Here is an 18,944-nt window from a genome sequence, read left to right as displayed (position 1 = left end):
CATGTCGACCGCGCTTTTTCTCTTTTTGATCTTCATCGCAATTACGCTGGCGATCACCTATTGGGCGGCCAAGCGGTCGAGCGGGGCGTCGGCTTTTTTTACGGCGAATCGCCAGATCACCGGCTGGCAGAACGGGCTTGCCGTCGCTGGCGATTACATGAGCGCCGCTTCCTTCCTCGGAATCGCCGGGATGATTGCGTTTCAGGGATACGACGGCTTCATGTATTCGGTCGGGTTTTTAGTCGCCTACCTCACCGTCCTGTTGATTGTGGCGGAGCCGCTCCGGAACGCGGGGAAATATACGATGGCCGACGTCCTCGCCTATCGCCTCAGCCCGCGCCCGGTCCGGGCGATGGCGTCGCTCTCCACCCTGACCGTCAGCACTTTTTATATGATCGCGCAGATGGTCGGCGCCGGGGCGCTGGTGAGCCTCTTGTTGAAAGACTCCGGGCTCAGCTATCAGACCGCCGTCATCGGGGTCGGGGTGTTGATGATTATTTATGTCGTTTTCGGCGGGATGCTCGCGACGACCTGGGTGCAGATCATCAAGGCGGTGCTGCTGATGGGGGGGACGCTTCTCTTGAGCTTTTTCGTCCTCGCCCATTTCGATTTCAGCTTTGGCCGCTTTTTCGACGCCATCTCTCATGTGACCTATCATGACAAAAACGGGGTGGCGGTGACGCAAGACTTTCTTCAGCCGGGGTTGAAATTCAAGCCGCCCTACGGGGCGCTCGACCTGATCTCGCTCGGGATGGCGCTTCTTTTCGGCACGGCCGGGCTGCCGCACATCCTGGTCCGTTTTTATACCGTCCCCGACGCCAAGACGGCCCGCGTCAGCGTCGTCTGGGCGATGGGGATCATCGGCGCTTTTTATATCCTGACGACCTTTCTCGGCTTCGGCGCGGCGACGATCGTCGGGCCGGATCGGATCGCGGTGAACGGCGGCACCAACATGAGCGCGCCGATCCTCGCGCAGGTGCTCGGCGGTGAGATCTTCTTCGCCTTCATCTCGGCGATCGCCTTTGCGACGATCTTGGCCGTCGTCGCCGGTCTGACGATCAGCGCGTCAACCTCGTTCGCCCACGATTTTTATACCAACGTCCTGCACCACGGGAAGGAACGTCGCCACGGCGAAGAGGTCCGTGTCGCGCGGATCACGACCTTTGTGGTCGGGGCCGTTTCGATTGCCATTGCGATCTTGCTCGGCCCCACCGCCAACGTCGCTTTTCTGGTCGGGCTTGCCTTTGCGGTGGCCGCCTCGGCGAACCTGCCGGTGATCGTCCTGTCGCTTTTCTGGAAGCGGTTCAATACAATGGGGGCGGTGATCGGACTGGCGACGGGCCTGATCGCCTCCATCGGTCTGATCCTGATCTCCCCCAGCGTGATGAAAATCGACCCGATCTTCCCGCTGGATAATCCCGGCATTCTGAGCATCCCGCTTGGTTTTCTCGGTGCGGTGATCGGAACATGGATGAGCCGGGAGCCGCAGGCGGAGGCGAAGTTTGCGGAATTGATCGTGAGAGCGAATACGGGGATTGGGGCGGAGAAGGCGGGCGGGCACTAGTCTGAGGCTTCGCCCTGGCTGGACCGAAGCGATTATGTTACCATAACGGAAATCTAAAAAGAGGGAAGGAATGTAATGCCATCATACCAATACATCTACACGATGCATAAAGTCACAAAGATCGTTCCGCCGAAGCGGAAGATTCTGGAGGATATTTCCCTGTCGTTTTATCTCGGGGCGAAGATCGGGGTGTTGGGGCTCAACGGCTCCGGTAAATCGAGCCTGCTCCGGATTATGTCGGGAGTCGACCCCGACTTTTTGGGAGAGGCGAAACCGGCGAAGGGGGTGAAGATCGGATTCCTCCCGCAGGAGCCGAAGCTCGATCTGACTAAAGATGTCCGCGGCAATGTGGAAGAGGGGGTCGCCGAGACCAAGGCGCTGCTCGATGAGTTCAACGCGGTCAGCGCGAAGTTCGCCGAGCCGATGTCCGACGATGCGATGGCGGCGCTGATCGACAAACAAGGAAAGCTTCAAGAGCGGATCGACGCGGTGAACGCCTGGGAGCTCGATCGCCAATTGGAGGTTGCCGCCGACGCCCTGCGGCTTCCGCCGTGGGAGGCCGATGTCACCAAGCTCTCCGGCGGTGAAAAGCGGCGGGTGGCCCTCTGCCGGCTGCTGTTGTCCGCGCCCGATATGCTTCTTCTCGATGAGCCGACGAACCATCTGGATGCCGAATCGGTGGCCTGGCTGGAGCAATTTCTCACGAAGTTTCCGGGGACCGTAGTGGCGGTGACGCATGATCGGTATTTCCTCGACAACGCCGCCGGGTGGATCTTGGAGCTCGACCGGGGCCGCGGGATTCCCTGGGAGGGGAACTATTCTTCCTGGCTCGAACAGAAATCGCAGCGACTCGCGGTGGAAGAGAAGCAGGAGAGCGCCCGCCAGCGGGCGTTGAAGCATGAGTTGGAATGGGTCCGGACCGCGCCGAAGGGGCGTCACGCCAAGAGCAAGGCGCGCCTCAAAGCCTATGAAGAATTGGCGTCGGTTGAAACGCAGGCCCGAAACGAGACGAAAGACATTGTGATCCCCCCCGGCCCGCGCTTGGGGGATTTGGTCGTCGAAGCGGTCGATCTGAAGAAGGGGTTCGGCGATCGGCTTTTGATCGACGGCTTGAGTTTCAACCTCCCGCGCGGCGGGATCGTCGGAATCATCGGGCCGAACGGCGCCGGAAAGACGACCCTCTTCAACATGATCGCCGGATTGGACAAACCGGACAGCGGTACCCTTCGGGTCGGTGAGACCGTCAAAATCGCCTACGTCGATCAGTCGCGCGATACCCTCAACGACAACAAAAATGTGTGGGAAGAGATCTCCGGCGGGAATGATGTAATCCAGGTCGGCAAAAGAGAACTCCCCTCGCGCGCATATGTCGGCGGGTTTAACTTCAAGAATACCGATCAACAAAAGCTGATCAAAGAACTCTCCGGCGGGGAGCGCAATCGGGTCCATCTTGCGAAGCTGCTCAAAAGCGGCGGGAATGTCTTGATGCTCGACGAGCCGAGCAACGATCTCGACGTGGAGACGCTGCGCGCGGTGGAAGAAGCGCTGCTCGATTTCGCCGGCTGCGTCCTCGTCATCAGCCACGACCGCTGGTTCCTCGACCGGATCGCGACGCACATCCTCGCATTCGAGGGAGACAGCAAGGTGGTCTGGTTTGAGGGGAACTATCAAGAGTACGAGGAAGACCGCCACAAGCGGCTGGGGGCCGAGGCCGATCAGCCCCACCGGATCAAATACCGACCGCTGACCCGGTAAGAACGTTTTTATAATTTATTGTAGGGGCAGGCCTCTGTGCCTGCCCTGTTTTTCATTGGAAATCGTTCAATGCGGGCGGCCACAGGGGGCCGCCCTTGCCACATGTTACGCCGTCTTCTTCCTTCGCGCTGTCTGCTTCGCCTGTCGGGAGAGCGCTTTGTGGGAGGCGGCCTGCCGTCCTTCCCGCTTCAGCGCCCGTGTTGCTGCTTGAGCGCGCTTTGCGGAGGGCTTCCGCTTTCGGCTGCTTTGACTGCTTGTTGATTTCTTCGCGGTTGCTTTTGAGGCCGCGGTTTTTCCCTTCTTCGGGATCGCGACCCCGGAGCGGCGGGCCTTCGAGAGGCCGATGGCGATCGCCTGCTTGGTCGATCGCGCGCCATGTTTTCCCTTGCGAACATGCTTGATTTCTTCACGAACAAATTCGCCCGCCTGCGTACTCGGTTTCTTCCCTTGGCTTTTTGCTCTGCGGGCCCGCTGGACTGTTTTCTTCTCAGGCATGGTTCTCATCCTTTCGCTAAAGATGTTCCCCCTGTGAAAAGAATACCATGAGCGGCGCCTCCGTTTGAAGGGGGTCGTCTTGCAACACCACTAATCCCGTTGCGAACTCCCCTTCGCTCAGGATATTCTTGTTGAGAATAGGCAGATCCATTATGATGCGGTTTAGGAGGACGCGGACATGCCCGAAATTCCCGATCTGGACGCCATCGTATCGTATCTTCGCACTCAGATCATCGAGGCGACGATCATCTCTTTCACCATCGAGCGTCCCTGGATGCTCCGCTCCGCCCCCGCCATCACGCCGGAGTCGGTCCTGCCGGGGGAGAAGATCGAGGCGATCGACCGCCGCGGAAAACATGTCCTCTTCAGCCTGAAAGAAGCGAGCCTCGTCATCCACCCGATGCTGGTCGGCCGATTTTATTATGTCGCCCCGGAGGAGAAACCGCCGCGGGAGATGGTCTTTGAGTTTGTCCTCTCGACCGGCAAGGTGCTTCGTTATGCCGATGAGAAGCAGATGGGGCGGCTCTATCTGGTGCCGGGGCGGGACTATTCATCCATTCCAGGATTTCTCGATCAGGGCCCTGACCCGCTGGCGGCCGATTTTACCTTCGAGCGATTTCTGGAGCAGTTGAAGGGGCGGCGGGGAGAGATGAAGGGGCTACTGACGAATGCCAAGGTGATCTCGGGGATCGGGAATGCCTACGTCGACGAAATTTTATTTGAGGCGGGGATCTATCCGTTTCGGAAGAAGACCGATCTTTCGGAGGAAGAGCTGAAAAAAGTCTACGACGCCATTCCGACGGTGTTGAATCGGGCCAAGCAGATCGTCGCCGAGCGAATGGGCGCCCGGACCGATCTGAAGATCCGCGATTTTCTCCTGGTCCATGGCAAAGGGGGAAAGCCCTGTCCGAAATGCGAGCAGAAGATCGCCACCGTTGGAACCTGGCAGCGCGCGACCAATTTCTGCCGGCGCTGCCAGCCGGGATTAATGACCGATCCTTCGAAGAAATAGACCCCTTGTGAACGCCGATTCCCTTACGGCGCTTCCTCTCCTACGAAATCACCGTTTCGCACCGTGTTGATGCAGAGGGAGTGAGAGAGGAGATGAGGAGGATCGGCGCCGATGTATTTGATGTCATCGACCAAAGGGCCGCCCGTTGGATTCAGCTGCGCCAGATCCCGGACGCGCTTTGCAATTTCATGGTCGGCGCAGGCGGTATCCCCGCTCACGCCGAGCCCGCCGATGATCCGGCCCTCCGCGTTGTAAAGCGGGACCCCTCCTCCGAAGCTGATAATCCCACCCGCGACTTTCCCCCGTCCTCCTCCTTGTCCTCCGGGGGGCGCCAGGAATTGGGGATCAAACGGATTCGATTGATTGAGACCATAAAGAGAATGGCCCGGCTGCGTCAGAAGGTAGAGGTTTGCGGTGGAGAGGGGGAGAATGTCGTTGCTGAAGGCATTGGCGGTAAAAGCTTTTGCCTTTGAAATCTGCTGGCTGCCCGGCCATGTCTGCGCGGGGTCTGCCGTGGAGGTGGTGTAGGCGCAGATTTCTCCGTCCCGATTCACTACCGCGCCCCACATCCGCGCCCCGTTGAAGAGCCCCCCGACCCCTTCGCCGGGGCCCAATTCGGGGCTGATCCCGGCCCCCGCGGAGGCGTTTTGTAAAAAGCCCTTCAACTGCGCGGCGGTGGGAAGTCCGCCACAAGGTCCCGCCGCTCCCGCCGGGACGGTTAGGATGATCATTGAGAGAATCGCCAATAAAGCGAGCAACGCTTGTCTTCTCCGGTTCATTTTGCTCCTCCTCTGTGATATCGGTTTAATTCGTCGGCACCTACCTGAATCGACGAAATCTGATTTTTGGATTGACTATGGAGCCACCGTAGGATATCAAGGGGGCATGTGAGGAGTCAACAAATCGAAGCGTTACTTGCCTCCGCTTCGTTCCTGTCTTAAAACAGGCGGATCGCTCGGTTCATGCATGGGAATGAATGACGACTAAGAAGAGAGGGTGTTATCGCCGGATGCCATTTTTGCCGTGCCGGGCGGCCATCTTGAGGAAGGCTTTAAAGAGGGTCGCGCTCTGATCATCGGCGTTAAGAAATTCCGGATGCCACTGCACGCCGAGGACGAACGGATAGCCGACCGCCTCGATCCCTTCGATCACGCCATCGTCGGCTTCCGCGTTGACGACATATCCCGGCGCGACCTGCTTCACCCCCTGATGATGGGCGCTGTTGACGCGGATCTGGTCTCCCTTCAGGATTTTGGAAAGGAGCGTTCCCTTTTTCACCTCAATCATGTGGGCCGGCTTCCCGCCGCGCTGGTGCTGCATCGCTTTCGGGATTTGCCCTTTGATATCTTGATAGAGGCTCCCGCCTGCCGCCACGTTCATCAACTGCATCCCGCCGCAGATTCCCAAGATCGGCATCCCTTTTTTCTTCGCTTGTCGAACGAGCTCCCGCTCCAGTAAGAACCGCTTCGGGTGCACCGTCTTGAATGGGAATCGCCGGTGCTCGCCGTAGCTCTCTGGGTCGATGTCGGGTCCGCTTCCGGTCAGGAGAAGACCGTCGATTCGCTCCAAGATCGACCGCGCCGATGTGGAAGGAGACCCGAGCGGCGGGAGGATCAGCGGAATCCCGCCGGTGACTTCGATCGCTCGCACATACCGGTCGCGCAGAAAACAGGTCGGGATCTTCCCGCCGAACTCGGGGCGGTCGCCGCTGTTGTAATCGCTGGTGATGCCGATGATCGGTCTCATCGATTTCGTCGCGCCTCCTTCAGTCCGTAAAAATCGCCGTCGGGATAGAGTCTAAATCCTTCGACCTCGTTCTTCATCACCGCCACGTTCATCGTGTGCCAGAGGCTGAAATAGGGGAGATCCTCGGCGATGATTTGTTGGATTTCAGTATAGACCGCTTTTCGTTTTTCTGGGTCCAGGGTGATCCTTCCCGCTTCGAGCAGCGTGTCGATTTTTGGGTTGCGATACTGGACGCGGTTCGCCCCGTTCGGCGGGACGCTCTCCGAGTGAAAGAGGTTGTGGTAAATGTCAGGATCGTCCACACCGACCCAGGAGAGGGTAAAGATCTGGAAGTTCCCCGATTTGATGTCGCCGTAGAAGGTTCCCCACTCGTAATTCCGAATCGTCACGGCGATGCCGATTTCCGAGAGCTGGCGTTGGATCACTTCGACCACCCTTCGGGCCAGGTCGTTTTGCGAGGTCTTATGGACGAGATGAAAGCGCGGCGCCGGTCCGGGAGGATCGGGAAAGCCGGCCTCGTCAAGCCGTTCCTTCGCCTGCTCCGGATCGTATCGATACACTTTGACCGAATCGGCATAAGCCCAGTGGGAGGGGGAGAGGAGACCGGCGGCGGGGCGGGCGAGCCCCTCGAAGAGGTGCTCGGTGATCGCATCGCGGTCGATCGCCAGGGCGATCGCTTCTCGAACCGGTTTTTTTTGTAGGATCGGATCGTTGAGATTAAACCCGAGGTAGCTGTAAGTGGTGCTCGGGGCCTGAATGATCTTCAGCCGCGGGTTCTGCTGAAGACGGGGAAGGGCGTCGGGAGGGAAGGCATTCTGGAGGAGATCGATGTTCCCCTTCTCCAATTCGAGCAGGCGGACCGAATCTTCCGGGATGATTCGAAAGAGAAGCCGCGGGATCGCCGGCGCCCCGTCGAAATAATCGGAGAAGGCGGCCAGCTCGACGGCCTCATCCGGATCATACCGGACGAATCGAAAGGGTCCCGATCCGATCGGATGGGAGGCGAGCGTGCCGGGGCCCCCTTTCTCCGCCAGATGTTTCGGGACAATTCCTTTTGTCATCTCGGTGAGAAAAGGGGCGTGGGGTTTCTTTAAAATGAAGCGGACCGTCGCGGCGTCGGGGGTCTCGATCCGGGAGACCATCTCGAAACTTTTTCGATGGGGCGATGCGAATGCAGGATCGAGGATGCTCTCGAAGGTATAGCGGACATCTTCGGAGGTGAGCGGACGGCCGTCGTGAAACCGGACATTCTTCCTCAGATGAAAAGTGTAGATGGTTTCTCCCGCCACTTCCCAGCGCTCCGCCAGATCGGGAACCTTTTGACCGGCGGCGTCGGACCGAAGGAGGCGGCTGAAGAGGAGCTGGCCGATCCGTTCTGAATAAGCGTCGGTCGCGAGGCGCGGATCGAACTGCGTCGGAGCCGCTTCGATGGCGACGACGAAGGGGGGATCGGCCGGGGGGGAGGAAGTGCACCCGGCGAAAAAGAAGAAGAGGATAAAAAGAAAAGGAGTCATGAAATACAAAGAGGGGCACGGTTTGCCGTGCCCCTCTTTTATCATCCGTTTATTGGGGTGGATTACGCCGATTTGATTCCCTTCTCGCGTTCGTAGAGGAGGACCGGCTGGCCGGTTCCGTTGATCACCTCTTCGGTAATGACGCACTCCTTCACGTTCTTGAGCGAGGGGAGTTCGTACATCAGCTCGAGCATCACCTCTTCCAAGATCGATCGAAGCCCGCGGGCGCCGGTTTTCTGCGCGAACGATTTCTTCGCGACGGCGGCAAGGGCGCTGTCGGTAAATTTCAGCTTCACTTTTTCGAGAGAGAAGAGCTTCTCATACTGTTTGATGAGCGCGCTCTTCGGCTCGGTGAGGATGCGCATCAACGCGGTCTCTTCCAGATCTTCCAGGGTGGCGGTGACCGGAAGCCGTCCGACGAACTCGGGGATTAGTCCGAATTTGATCATGTCTTCCGACTGAGACATCCTCAAGAGATCTCCGAGGCGGCGCTCTGTCTTGCCCTTTACATCGGCGCCGAATCCCATCGATTTTTTGTGAATCCGCTGCTCGATGATCTGTTCCAGACCGACGAACGCTCCCCCGCAGATGAAGAGGATGTTGGTGGTATCGACCTGGATGAATTCCTGATGCGGATGTTTCCGTCCCCCCTGCGGCGGAACGTTCGCGACGGTTCCCTCGATCAATTTCAAAAGGGCCTGCTGAACCCCTTCGCCCGAGACGTCGCGGGTGATGGAGGGAGACTCGCTCTTTCGCGAGATCTTGTCGATCTCGTCGATGTAGACGATCCCCTTCTCGGCTTTCTCGACGTCATAATCGGCCGCCTGCAATAATTTCAGAATGATGTTCTCGACATCCTCGCCGACGTAGCCGGCTTCGGTCAGGGTCGTCGCATCGGCGATCGTGAAGGGAACGTCAAGAATGCGCGCCATCGTCTGCGCCAGGAGGGTCTTCCCGGTCCCGGTGGGACCGATCATCAGAATATTCCCCTTCTGCAGCTCGATCTCGTCGCTCTGCGCGTTGGTGGCGACCCGCTTATAGTGGTTGTGGACCGCCACGGAGAGGATTTTCTTGGCGCGTTCCTGGCCGATCACGAATTGGTCGAGAATTTTCTTGATCTCAACAGGTTTGGGGAGGGTCGATGAAGTCTCTTCCTTTTCTTCTTCCCACTCTTCGGCAATAATGTCGTTGCAAAGGTCAACACACTCGTCGCAAATGTAGACGGTCGGTCCTGCGATCAGCTTCTTGACCTCATCCCGGCTCTTTCCACAAAAAGAGCAGCGAAGAAGCGAATCGGTTTTTTCCTGTTTTGCCATGCGTTCCTCCCCATATCTAATGGAGTTAAGATTAAAGATGATGCGTGGTGATGGTTACTTCCGTACCGGCGCGCGTTCAATGACCTCATCGATGATGCCGTAGGTCTTCGCTTCCTCGCCCGACATGAAATAATCCCGCTCCGTGTCGGTGCGGATCTTTTCGATCGGTTGGCCGGTGTGTTTCGCCAAGATTTCATTCAGGCGTTCCCGCATCTTTAAGATCTCACGGGCGTGGATATCAATGTCGGTCGCCTGTCCTTGAAAGCCGCCCATCGGCTGGTGAATCATAACCCGCGCGTTGGGAAGGGCATATCGTTTTCCCTTTGTTCCGGCTGAGAGAAGGAGGGCTCCCATGCTTGCCGCTTGTCCGATGCAAATGGTCGAGACGGATGATTTGATATATTGTATTGTATCATAAATCGCAAGACCCGCCGTGACCAAGCCCCCCGGAGAGTTGACATAAAGATTGATATCTTTCTCCGGGTCTTCCGCTTCCAGGAAGAGCAACTGCGCAATGATCAAATTCGAGATGTTGTCGTCCACCGCCGTCCCTAAGAAGATAATCCTGTCTTTGAGAAGACGGGAGTAGATATCGTAGGCCCGCTCGCCGCGGGTCGTCTGTTCGATGACCATGGGTACCAGCATTACGCCATTTCTCCTTTGTCTTCGGCCAAGAGTCGTGTGACCGGAGGGTCTCTATTGGGTTTGCGTTTTGTTTTCGACGAAGGGGACGGCGGCCTGACGGCCGCTATGCCGTCTCCCCTTTGTCTTCGAATTGGGCTAGAGAATAAACCCGGTTGAGGGTTTTTTCCTCTCTGATCCTTGCTTTCAACCCTTCCAACGATCCTTGTTGCTGATGGATGGCGCGCTTTGCTTCTTGCGGCGACACCTTGGCGCGTTGCGCGAGGCGGTTGATTTCCTCATCGATCTCTTGTTCGGACACCTCAATTTTTTCCGCGTCGGCAATTTCGTTCAAGAGGAATGTTCCCTTCACCCGTTCTTTGGCGGTCGATTCGTATTCTTTGTGAAGCGACTCGTGATCGAGCGGTTGCTGAACGCGCTCCTGAAGTCGATCAATCATGGTGTGCAGCTCACGGTCCACCATCGACTCGGGAACGTCAAACGAATGCATTTCGACCAGCTTCTTCATGAGCAGGTTCTTCTGGTCGTGCTCCTGTTGAGCGGTCCGTTGTTCCAGCAGCGTATTTTTGATTTTGCCTCTTAATTCCTCAAGAGAGGAGAGACCGATGTCCTTCGCAAGCTCGTCGTCCAATGGAGGAAGGACCTTGTTCTTAATTTCCTTCACATGGATTTTGAATCGGACGCTCTTCCCCGCAATTTCCTTGTTCGGATAGTCGGCCGGGTAGGGAACATCGATTTCCATCTGATCTCCCTTCTTCTTGCCGAGGAGGGAAGATTCAAATTCGGAGGGAAAAGTGTTTGAGCCGATTTGTAAAGTGTACCCCTCTGCCTTGCCCTGATCAACCGGTTTTCCGTCGATCGATCCTTCGAAATCGATTATAGCATAATCGTTTGATTCTATTGCACGCTCCTCGGGAGAAGCCTCCAGTCGCCCCTGATCATCCTGAAGCCGTTTCAGCGTCTGTTCGACCTCTTCATCGGTCACCTTGATCTCTTTGCGCGGGACCGGAATTCCCGAATAGTTCGAAAGCTGAATCGTCGGTTTGATCTCGACGGTGGCCGTAAAGAGAAGCGGCGCTCCCTTCTTTAACTCGATCTTCTCAATTGAAGGAAATTCCACGGGGGAGAGTCCGGCCTCCTTAATCGCTTTTTGGTAATACTCCGGGACCAGCTTCCGGACGATATCTTCTTCGACGGAAGGGCCGAATTTCTTTTCAAGAAGGGAGAGAGGCGCCTTTCCCGGACGAAAGCCGGGGACCTTCGCCTTTTTTTTCAAATCGGAATAAGCGACTTCGAATTCGCTGGAGACGACTTCTTGCGGGATTTCGATCTTAAGGGATTTCTTGACAGGTGTGATCTCTTCAACCTGAACTTTCATACGCTCCTTCCGAAAAACGTTTCCATTCTATCTCTGCTCAGTGTGATTGTCAATTGTTTACCCTGACGCCGCTTCGACTTACGTATCAACTGATTCTCATCCGGTCTCGCTGGGGGATCGCCATACTTCTTCCTTACCCCCTATGCGATAGACGGCCTCCGACATGGAAGATCGGTGGAACGCTTCGTCTATCGATCGTGTATTGTGGATCGAGAGTTGGTGCGAGAGGGGGGACTTGAACCCCCACGGGGTGACCCACCAGATCCTAAGTCTGGCGCGTCTGCCATTCCGCCACTCTCGCACACGTTGTACCGAAGGAAGGTCCCTTCTAGAATCGGAAAAGAGGAACGGATTATATCATGGAAGAGACCAATCTGCAATCATTCCGCAAGAGAAGGCGCCGGGTCAGGCCGGCAGCGTTTCTGGTAGGATTCAACATGTTGAACCCCACCTTTTTTGAAATAAAGATCTGTGATACATTGGGCGTCAGTTTTTCAACCTTGACACTGCGCGAAAGGAGGGGGATGTCCATCGGACTCAAAGAGATCCGGTCTGCCCGAGAGGCGATCGCCTCCTCTGTCGATCGAACGCCGCTGGTGACATCCCGCTCGCTCAGTCTACGGGCCGGGCTTCCCGTTTACCTAAAGCTGGAGAACCTCCAAAAGACCGGATCGTTTAAAATTCGGGGTGCGGCCAATCGGCTCTCCCTTCTGACGGCGGCGGAGCGGCGCCGGGGGGTGATCGCCGCGTCGGCGGGAAATCATGCCCAGGGGGTCGCCCTCGCCGCGCGGACCCTGCATGTCGCGTCCACGATTGTCATGCCGGAAGGGGCTTCCCTCGCCAAACAGGAGGCGACCCGTTCCTATGGCGCAAGGATAATTATTAAGGGGAAGAGTTTTGATGAAGCGATGAAGGAAGCGCGGCGGATCGCGGAAGCGGAAGGGAAAGTCCTGATCCATGCGTTTGATGATGACGCGATCGTCGCGGGACAGGGGACCCTGGGGCTGGAGATCGTCGAAGAATATCCGGAGGTCGCGACAATCCTTGTTCCGATCGGCGGCGGGGGACTCGCCGGCGGGGTGGGGACGGCGGTGAAGGGGATCAACCCGAAGATCCGGGTGATCGGGGTGACGGCGCCCGCCCGTCCGACCCTCGCCGATGGCATTGCGGTGAAACATCCGGGGCGCCGGACCCGGCCGCTCCTGGAGCGTCATCTCGATCAGATCATCTCGGTCCGCGAAGAAGAAATTGCCGAAGCGGTCCTTCTTCTCATGGAGCACAAGCGGATCATCGCAGAGGGGGCGGGGGCGGTTCCCCTGGCGGCCCTCCTGAACCACGGCCGGGGCATCCGCGGCCCGGTCTGCCTGATCATCAGCGGCGGGAACATCGATGTCACCCTTCTGGAGCGGATTATCGAGCGGGGCCTGGTCCGGACCGGCCGGCTGCTGCGGCTCTCCGTCGTGATCCCCGATCGCCCGGGTGCCTTGGCCGGACTGACCCATGCCGTCGGTCACCTCGGCGCCAATATCGTCCACATCGTTCACGACCGCCTGTCACTGAACCTTCCCCTTTCGGAGACCCGCGTGGAGCTTTCGCTCGAAACGCGCGGTCCCGACCACAATCGGGAGATCCTCGCCGGCCTGGAACACCTCGGTTATCTCCTCCTTTGAAGGATTCGTTTCATCGACGTTCAGGATGTTTTCGCGGGGGGGGCTCCGATCCATCTTTGGACCTGCCGCTTTAGAAACCGCCGGGTGGCGGTCAGCGCCGGGCCGGGATCGCGCGCGCTCCAGATTCGGAACATCTTGGGGCCGTCAAATGACTGTGCCCAACGGGAAAGGGTCCACTCCTCGGTTTTCCGGTAGCATTGAAGGGCTTTCAGGTCGCTCTTCGTATCGATCCATTTGATTCCGGGGCGGTAATCCTCCTTGAAATGAAGCGATCGTCCAAGCTGTGCCAGATAGGCCCGCATCGGAAGATTGACCCCGGCCCGCGCGCCGAGGTCGATCGCCAGACCGAACCGGGGATTGATCTCAAGGAGCCGGGGGGAGCCGTCGCGGCTGTCCCGTTTGAAGTCGAGATGAGCGGCCCCGCGGTATTCGATCGACTGGAGGACGCGCAGCGCCGCTTTCGCAATGGCCGGATCATTCACCGTGACGGCGAGGGTGCTGATTCCGCAATGAATCGGATAGGTCCGGATCCGGCGGGCGATAAAGTAGCCGAGCGGCTCCGAGCGGGCGTTGAAGTAGGTATCAAAAAAATAGAGCTGATCGTCGCCGCCGGGGATATATTCCTGAATCAACACCCCCGGATGATGCGACCAGATATCACGGTAAAGGCTACGGAGAGTCTCCGCATCTTTTGCCTGAATCGCCTTGATCCCGACGCCGTATTGCTTCTGGAATGCGGCGCTCTTCCAGAAGACCTGCTGCATCGGTTTGAGGATGCAGGGGAAGGGGATCTCGGAAATCATCTTTTCGAGCTCGCCCGGGTCGTTTGGCTGCCAGGTTCTTGGGATTGGAAATCCATATTCGGCCCCCATCTTGTAAAAGAGCCCTTTATCTACCAAGAGATCGGCCTGCTTTTCCGAGGGGAGATCGATCAGAAAATAGCGAGAGAGGAGGTCGCGGTTCTTCGAGACGAAGAGAAAATCAGGCTCTCCGTTGCAGAAGAGAACCGACTTTCCCAGTCTTCTCCCGATCATCAGAAGGAGCTCCAGCGTCTCGCGGCAGTCCGGGTCGAAACTCGGCACCACCACCGATTCGATGCAATAGCGTGATGCAAAGGCCAGGTGGTCTTTGTTGCAGGCGACCACCACGCAAGGAACTCCCCATTCCCCGAGACAACGTACCAGGCCTATCTCACCCAGCACCACGGCCGGCATCGGCTTGGGTGACAAATGTCTCCTCCCTACAGAAAGTTCGATTGACGTATCAGAGATAATGTAAGATAAATTTCCATAACCAAGCTCGATAGATGCAAGGAGCGCACCATCACAGAGGGATCGTTATCGTCGCGGTTTGTAGCGTGCATTACGTGGTAAGGCATTAATACTTTGCGAAGGAGACGCATTTTCTTTCTGGGATGTGAATTCTTTTTCATGAAAAGGGAAAGTTCTTCCTCAGCCATTTCTTATTAAGAACATTTCGGGCCTGAAAAACCGTTGACTCGACGATTCGAAAAGGATACGATTTGAAAAAAACAAAGGAGGTGAGAGATGCGTCAGAAAGGGTGGATGTTGGTAGCGCTGGCATTAACCGTTTCGATTTCGGCGGCGACGGCCGGAATGAGTTGGGCCTGCTCTTCGATGGGACCCGATAAACACATGGGGGTCGTGAAGGCGATCGGGACCTCAGAGGGGGCCTTCACCATCGTTGATGCCGAAACGGGGAAACCGATCCAATTTGTTGCGTCGGCTAAACTGCTGGAAGGGGTGAAGGTCAACGACAAGGCGGTGGTAACGTTCAAAATGGACGGGGAACGGCTTCTGGCAGAAAAGATTGAAGTCAGAAAATCATAGGTCCTATAAGTCGTATACGACCTAATTAAGCCCGATGAGAAAGTAGGGGCAGGGTTTCTGCCCCTACTTTCTCTGCTCCAAATCAATAATTCCTTCCTGAACCCCTTTCATCGCCGCCTCCGTCCGGTCGTAAACCCCCATCTTGTGAAAGATGTTCCGGACGTGGTTTTTGATGGTCTTCTCGCTGAGGTGCAGCTCGCTGGCGATTTCTTTGTTGGTTTTCCCTTTGGCCACCCGCCGCAAGACGTCTACTTCTCTCCCGCTTAGATTGTACATTTGGCGGGGGGCCTTCTTGACCTGTTCGGGTTCGAGTTGTGAAAATTCGCCCAGAATCTTCCGGGCGATCGAAGGGTGAATGATCGACTCTCCCTTGTAGATCGATTGGATCGCCTTGACGATCTCAGAAGAGTCGGCATCCTTCAGAAGATAGCCGTGAACCCCGGTCCGAACCAGCTCGAAGATCGTTGCATCGTCATCGTGCATCGTCAGGACGACGATTCCGATCTCGGGAGAGATTTTCCGGACCGCCCGGGTTGCTTCCACGCCGTTCATCTGCGGCATGGAGATATCCATCAAGATTACATCGGGTTTCAGCGCTTTGGTTTTCTCGATCACCTCGAAGCCGTTGATCGCTTCGCCCACCACATCCATATCGCTTCGACTCTTGAGAATCGCGACGAGCCCTTCCCGAACCACCCGGTGATCATCGGCAATTAAAATCCGGATCTTGGTCATCCCCTTTTCTCCTTCGAAAGGGGAACCTCGATCCGGACCTGGGTCCCTTGCCCCTTGCGGCTGAGGATTTCCGCTTTCCCCCCCAAGAGGCGCGCCCGTTCCATAATCGACTTGAGGCCGAAGGAGTTTGAGTCGGTCCGATCGACTTCGTTGGGCCTGAAATCAAATCCGACCCCGTCGTCGATGATGGCGGCGGTCAACCGCCTCGGTTGAATGTCGAGCTTGATCCAGACCTGTTTTGCCCGAGCGTGCCGTTGAATGTTGGCCAGCGCCTCTTGAACGATCCGGAAAATAAAAATCTTCGCCTGCAAGGGGACCGTCCCTTCATTCCCGGCGTTTTCCAAATGGGTCTCGATCTGGTATTGCCGTTCGTAGGTTTTGAGGTATTTTTTCACCGAGGGGAGAAGCCCGGCGCGGTCGAGGTAAATCGGACGGAGATTGAAGATGACCTCCCTTGCTTCGGAGATCGCCTCTTTGAGAAGCGCCTTGGTCTCCTGGATCGATTGAAGGGTCAGGGCGGGGTTTTTATTGAGCTGGTCGGCGCAATAATCGAGGCGGTAGTTCAGCCCGACGAGGGTCTGAACGAGACCATCGTGGATATCGCATGCGATCCGCGTCCGCTCTTCTGCAATCGCAAGCTCCACCTCTTTGACATAGAGCCGATAAAGCGATTGGTACTCCAGCAGGTGTCGTTCGATCTCTTCTTTGCTTTTGATCCGCTCCTCGATCAGCTGCCACATGAACATCGCCGAGGGCCCGCCGATGACCGCCACCCCCGGCCGGCGCGAGGTGAGAAGGATCTCCTCGACGGCTTTATCTCCGGTGACATCGATGACCAGGTCGACCTTTTTTGACTTGAGGAGTTTTTGATAATCGAGCGTGACAGGGATTTTCAACTTCCGGGCGAGGCGAATCCCGGGGGCGTTTTTGTCAATATCGGCCACCCCGACGATTCGAACCAGCGGATCGTTGTAGAAGATTTCAATCAGAGAGGTCCCGCCGCGTCCTCCGCCGATGATCGCCACATTCGTCACGCTTCTCCCCCCTGTTGAATACGATCGATCTCGATCCCGATCCCGGAACGGCCTCATTCTATCCGAATTCGTTTTGACTGACAAGGTAGAGGAGAATATGCCTTGACAAACAATGAGATCTCTCCGTAAAATGTGGGGTTTTGACGCCCGGAATCTCATGACTATATAGATAGGAGAACAGATCACAATGGAGAACACATCGTTCGTCATACTCTTCTCGCTCATCTGCGCCGGCGTGGGGATTGCCTACGCCCTCTACCTTTCCTTCTGGGTGATGAGACTCGATGCGGGAACCGCTGAGATGAGAAAAATTCAGGCCGCGATCCACGAAGGGGCCCAGGCGTATATGATCCGGCAATTTAAAACGATCTCCATTGTCGCGGCGGTCCTTTTTGTTCTTCTCTGGGTTTCCGGGATTTGGTCGGAGCATTTCGGCCTGCTGACCGCCACCGGTTTTCTGATCGGCGGGGTCGCCTCCGGGATCTCCGGTTACGTCGGGATGATGGTCGCGGTGCGGGCCAATGCACGGACGGCCCAGGCGGCCCATCAGGGAATGAATGCCGCGCTGCAGGTCGCTTTCAAAGGGGGAGCGGTCACCGGGCTCCTCCTGATCAGTTTGGGTCTTCTGGCCGTGACCGGATTCTACGCCGTCGCCTCCGCGATCGCCGGGGAAGAGAAAACCATTCCGGCCCTTCTCTCGTTGGGATTGGGGGGGAGCTTAATCTCCCTCTTTGCCCGGGTCGGTGGGGGAATCTATACGAAAGCGGCCGATGTCGGGGCCGATCTCGTCGGAAAGGTAGAGGCGGGGATTCCGGAAGACGATCCGCGCAACCCGGCGGTGATCGCCGATAACGTCGGCGACAATGTCGGCGACTGCGCCGGCATGGCGGCCGATCTCTTCGAGACCTATGCCGTGACGACGGTCGCGACGATGGCGCTCGCCCACCTTCTCTACCCCGAAGCGAAGAATGCCCTTCTCTTCCCGCTGGTCCTCGGCGGGGTGGCGATTTTGATGACGATCATCGGAAGCTGGTTTGTGAAGCTGGGCCCGGGGGGGGGCATTATGCCGGCTCTTTACAAAGGATTCGCCGCGACCGGCATCCTCTCTGCGATCGCCTTCTACCCGGTGACCGCTTGGCTCATGGACGGGGTCGGCGGCATCCCGGTGATCAACTATTATTTGACGGCGCTGGTCGGATTGGGGGTGACCCTTGCCCTGGTGGTGATCACCGATTATTACACCGCCAAAAAGTTCAGCCCGGTTCAAGAGATCGCGCGGGCGTCGGTGACCGGCCACGGCACCAATATCATCGCCGGGCTGGCGGTCTCTCTCCAGTCGACCGCCCTTCCGGTGCTCGTGATCGCCGGAGCGATTCTCGCCAGCTATTCGCTGGCCGGCCTCTTCGGCGTGGCGATCGCGGCGGAAGCGATGTTGACGATGGCGGGGATCGTCGTGGCGATCGACTCCTTCGGCCCGATCACCGACAACGCCGGGGGGATCGCCGAGATGGCGAACATGGGGAAAGAGGTTCGCGATGTGACCGACCCGCTCGACGCTGTCGGCAACACCACCAAGGCGGTGACGAAAGGGTATGCCATCGGATCGGCCGGATTGGCCGCGATCGTTCTTTTCTCCGAATATACCCGCTCGGTTTCCAAGGGGGGGACGGCGATGGTTTTTGATCTCTCCGACCCGCTGGTCCTGGTCGGCCTCTTTATCGGCGGGATGCTCCCGTTTCTCTTTGCCGCTTATTTGATGAAGGCGGTCGGAGAGGCGGCCGGTTCGATCGTCGAAGAGGTTCGCCGACAGTTTAGGGAGATCAAGGGGATTATGGAGGGGACCGGCAAGCCCGATTACGGCCGGTGCGTCGATATCGTGACGATCGCTGCGCTTCAAAAGATGATGGTCCCGTCGCTGATTCCGGTGCTGGCCCCCTTGATCGTCGGTGTGATCCTCGGTCCGAAGGCGCTCGGCGGGGTCTTGGTCGGGAGCATTGTCACCGGTCTTTTCGTCGCCATCTCGATGACCTCGGGCGGGGCGGCGTGGGACAACGCAAAGAAATATATCGAAGAGGGCCACCACGGCGGGAAGAAAAGTCCGGCCCATCAGGCAGCGGTCACCGGCGATACAGTCGGCGATCCATACAAAGACACGGCCGGCCCGGCGATCAACCCGATGATCAAGGTAATCAACCTCGTGGCCGTTCTGATCGGCGTGTTGCTGTTTGCTTAA

At 57.4% G+C, this 18,944-nt stretch carries 16 protein-coding genes and 1 tRNA gene; 6 read left to right on the top strand and 11 right to left on the bottom strand.

Annotated elements, in window-relative coordinates:
• Window position 1: 1 nt before the first annotated feature.
• Window positions 2-1,564 (top strand): sodium/solute symporter, encoded by a 1,563-nt coding sequence (locus tag MCM46_08255; GenBank protein MCG3111799.1) that lies wholly within the window; start codon window positions 2-4, stop codon window positions 1,562-1,564.
• Between the two features lie 75 nt (window positions 1,565-1,639).
• Window positions 1,640-3,319 (top strand): energy-dependent translational throttle protein EttA, encoded by a 1,680-nt coding sequence (ettA, locus tag MCM46_08250; GenBank protein MCG3111798.1) that lies wholly within the window; start codon window positions 1,640-1,642, stop codon window positions 3,317-3,319.
• Between the two features lie 105 nt (window positions 3,320-3,424).
• Here the strand turns inward: ettA and MCM46_08245 are convergent, their stop codons facing one another.
• Window positions 3,425-3,814, bottom strand: a complete 390-nt coding sequence (locus MCM46_08245; GenBank protein ID MCG3111797.1) for a DUF6496 domain-containing protein — start codon at window positions 3,812-3,814, stop codon at window positions 3,425-3,427.
• 178 nt (window positions 3,815-3,992) lie between these two features.
• Here MCM46_08245 and MCM46_08240 point away from each other — a divergent pair, with 178 nt between their 5' ends.
• Complete coding sequence (locus tag MCM46_08240; GenBank protein MCG3111796.1) at window positions 3,993-4,826, top strand: hypothetical protein; 834 nt, start codon at window positions 3,993-3,995, stop codon at window positions 4,824-4,826.
• A 23-nt stretch (window positions 4,827-4,849) separates the two neighbouring features.
• Here the strand turns inward: MCM46_08240 and MCM46_08235 are convergent, their stop codons facing one another.
• From MCM46_08235 to MCM46_08205, 7 genes are all read right to left on the bottom strand, one after another.
• On the bottom strand, window positions 4,850-5,605 hold the full coding sequence (locus MCM46_08235) for a heme-binding protein (protein ID MCG3111795.1): 756 nt from the start codon (window positions 5,603-5,605) through the stop codon (window positions 4,850-4,852).
• Window positions 5,606-5,825: 220 nt separating this feature from the next.
• Window positions 5,826-6,572, bottom strand: a complete 747-nt coding sequence (locus tag MCM46_08230; protein ID MCG3111794.1) for a gamma-glutamyl-gamma-aminobutyrate hydrolase family protein — start codon at window positions 6,570-6,572, stop codon at window positions 5,826-5,828.
• A complete protein-coding gene (locus MCM46_08225; GenBank protein ID MCG3111793.1) occupies window positions 6,569-8,086 on the bottom strand; it encodes an ABC transporter substrate-binding protein in 1,518 nt (505 codons plus the stop codon). Before MCM46_08225 ends, MCM46_08230 begins: the two co-directional genes overlap by 4 nt.
• A 62-nt stretch (window positions 8,087-8,148) precedes the next feature.
• The gene (gene clpX / locus MCM46_08220; protein ID MCG3111792.1) at window positions 8,149-9,402 is read right to left on the bottom strand and encodes an ATP-dependent Clp protease ATP-binding subunit ClpX; all 1,254 of its coding nucleotides are present in this window, start codon (window positions 9,400-9,402) and stop codon (window positions 8,149-8,151) included.
• A gap of 54 nt (window positions 9,403-9,456) precedes the next feature.
• Window positions 9,457-10,047, bottom strand: a complete 591-nt coding sequence (clpP, locus tag MCM46_08215; protein ID MCG3111791.1) for an ATP-dependent Clp endopeptidase proteolytic subunit ClpP — start codon at window positions 10,045-10,047, stop codon at window positions 9,457-9,459.
• A 103-nt stretch (window positions 10,048-10,150) separates the two neighbouring features.
• The gene (gene tig, locus MCM46_08210; protein MCG3111790.1) at window positions 10,151-11,422 is read right to left on the bottom strand and encodes a trigger factor; all 1,272 of its coding nucleotides are present in this window, start codon (window positions 11,420-11,422) and stop codon (window positions 10,151-10,153) included.
• A gap of 217 nt (window positions 11,423-11,639) precedes the next feature.
• Window positions 11,640-11,723, bottom strand: a tRNA-Leu gene (locus MCM46_08205).
• 223 nt (window positions 11,724-11,946) lie between these two features.
• Between MCM46_08205 and MCM46_08200 the strand changes: the two genes are divergently transcribed.
• A complete protein-coding gene (locus MCM46_08200) occupies window positions 11,947-13,092 on the top strand; it encodes a threonine ammonia-lyase (protein MCG3111789.1) in 1,146 nt (381 codons plus the stop codon).
• Between the two features lie 20 nt (window positions 13,093-13,112).
• Here the strand turns inward: MCM46_08200 and MCM46_08195 are convergent, their stop codons facing one another.
• Window positions 13,113-14,321: an ATP-grasp domain-containing protein gene (locus MCM46_08195; protein ID MCG3111788.1), complete on the bottom strand. Its 1,209-nt coding sequence runs from the start codon at window positions 14,319-14,321 to the stop codon at window positions 13,113-13,115.
• A 318-nt stretch (window positions 14,322-14,639) separates the two neighbouring features.
• On the opposite strand from MCM46_08195, the gene MCM46_08190 reads away from it, so the two are divergent.
• The gene (locus MCM46_08190; GenBank protein MCG3111787.1) at window positions 14,640-14,942 is read left to right on the top strand and encodes a hypothetical protein; all 303 of its coding nucleotides are present in this window, start codon (window positions 14,640-14,642) and stop codon (window positions 14,940-14,942) included.
• A 63-nt stretch (window positions 14,943-15,005) separates the two neighbouring features.
• On the opposite strand, the gene MCM46_08185 is transcribed toward MCM46_08190, so the two are convergent.
• Together MCM46_08185 and MCM46_08180 are read right to left on the bottom strand one after the other, a co-directional pair.
• Window positions 15,006-15,677, bottom strand: coding sequence for a response regulator transcription factor (locus MCM46_08185; protein MCG3111786.1), 672 nt, complete (start codon window positions 15,675-15,677; stop codon window positions 15,006-15,008).
• Window positions 15,674-16,711 (bottom strand): histidine kinase, encoded by a 1,038-nt coding sequence (locus tag MCM46_08180; GenBank protein ID MCG3111785.1) that lies wholly within the window; start codon window positions 16,709-16,711, stop codon window positions 15,674-15,676. The genes MCM46_08185 and MCM46_08180 overlap by 4 nt, the downstream gene beginning before the upstream one ends.
• Window positions 16,712-16,898: 187 nt before the next feature.
• Between MCM46_08180 and MCM46_08175 the strand changes: the two genes are divergently transcribed.
• Complete coding sequence (locus tag MCM46_08175; GenBank protein MCG3111784.1) at window positions 16,899-18,944, top strand: sodium-translocating pyrophosphatase; 2,046 nt, start codon at window positions 16,899-16,901, stop codon at window positions 18,942-18,944.

Origin of the sequence: Candidatus Manganitrophus morganii (assembly GCA_021651055.1) — a bacterium.
GTDB classification, from domain to species: domain Bacteria; phylum Nitrospirota; class Nitrospiria; order SBBL01; family Manganitrophaceae; genus Manganitrophus; species Manganitrophus morganii.
Note: the sequence above shows the minus strand (reverse complement) of the source record. Positions and strands in the feature narration are given on the sequence as shown.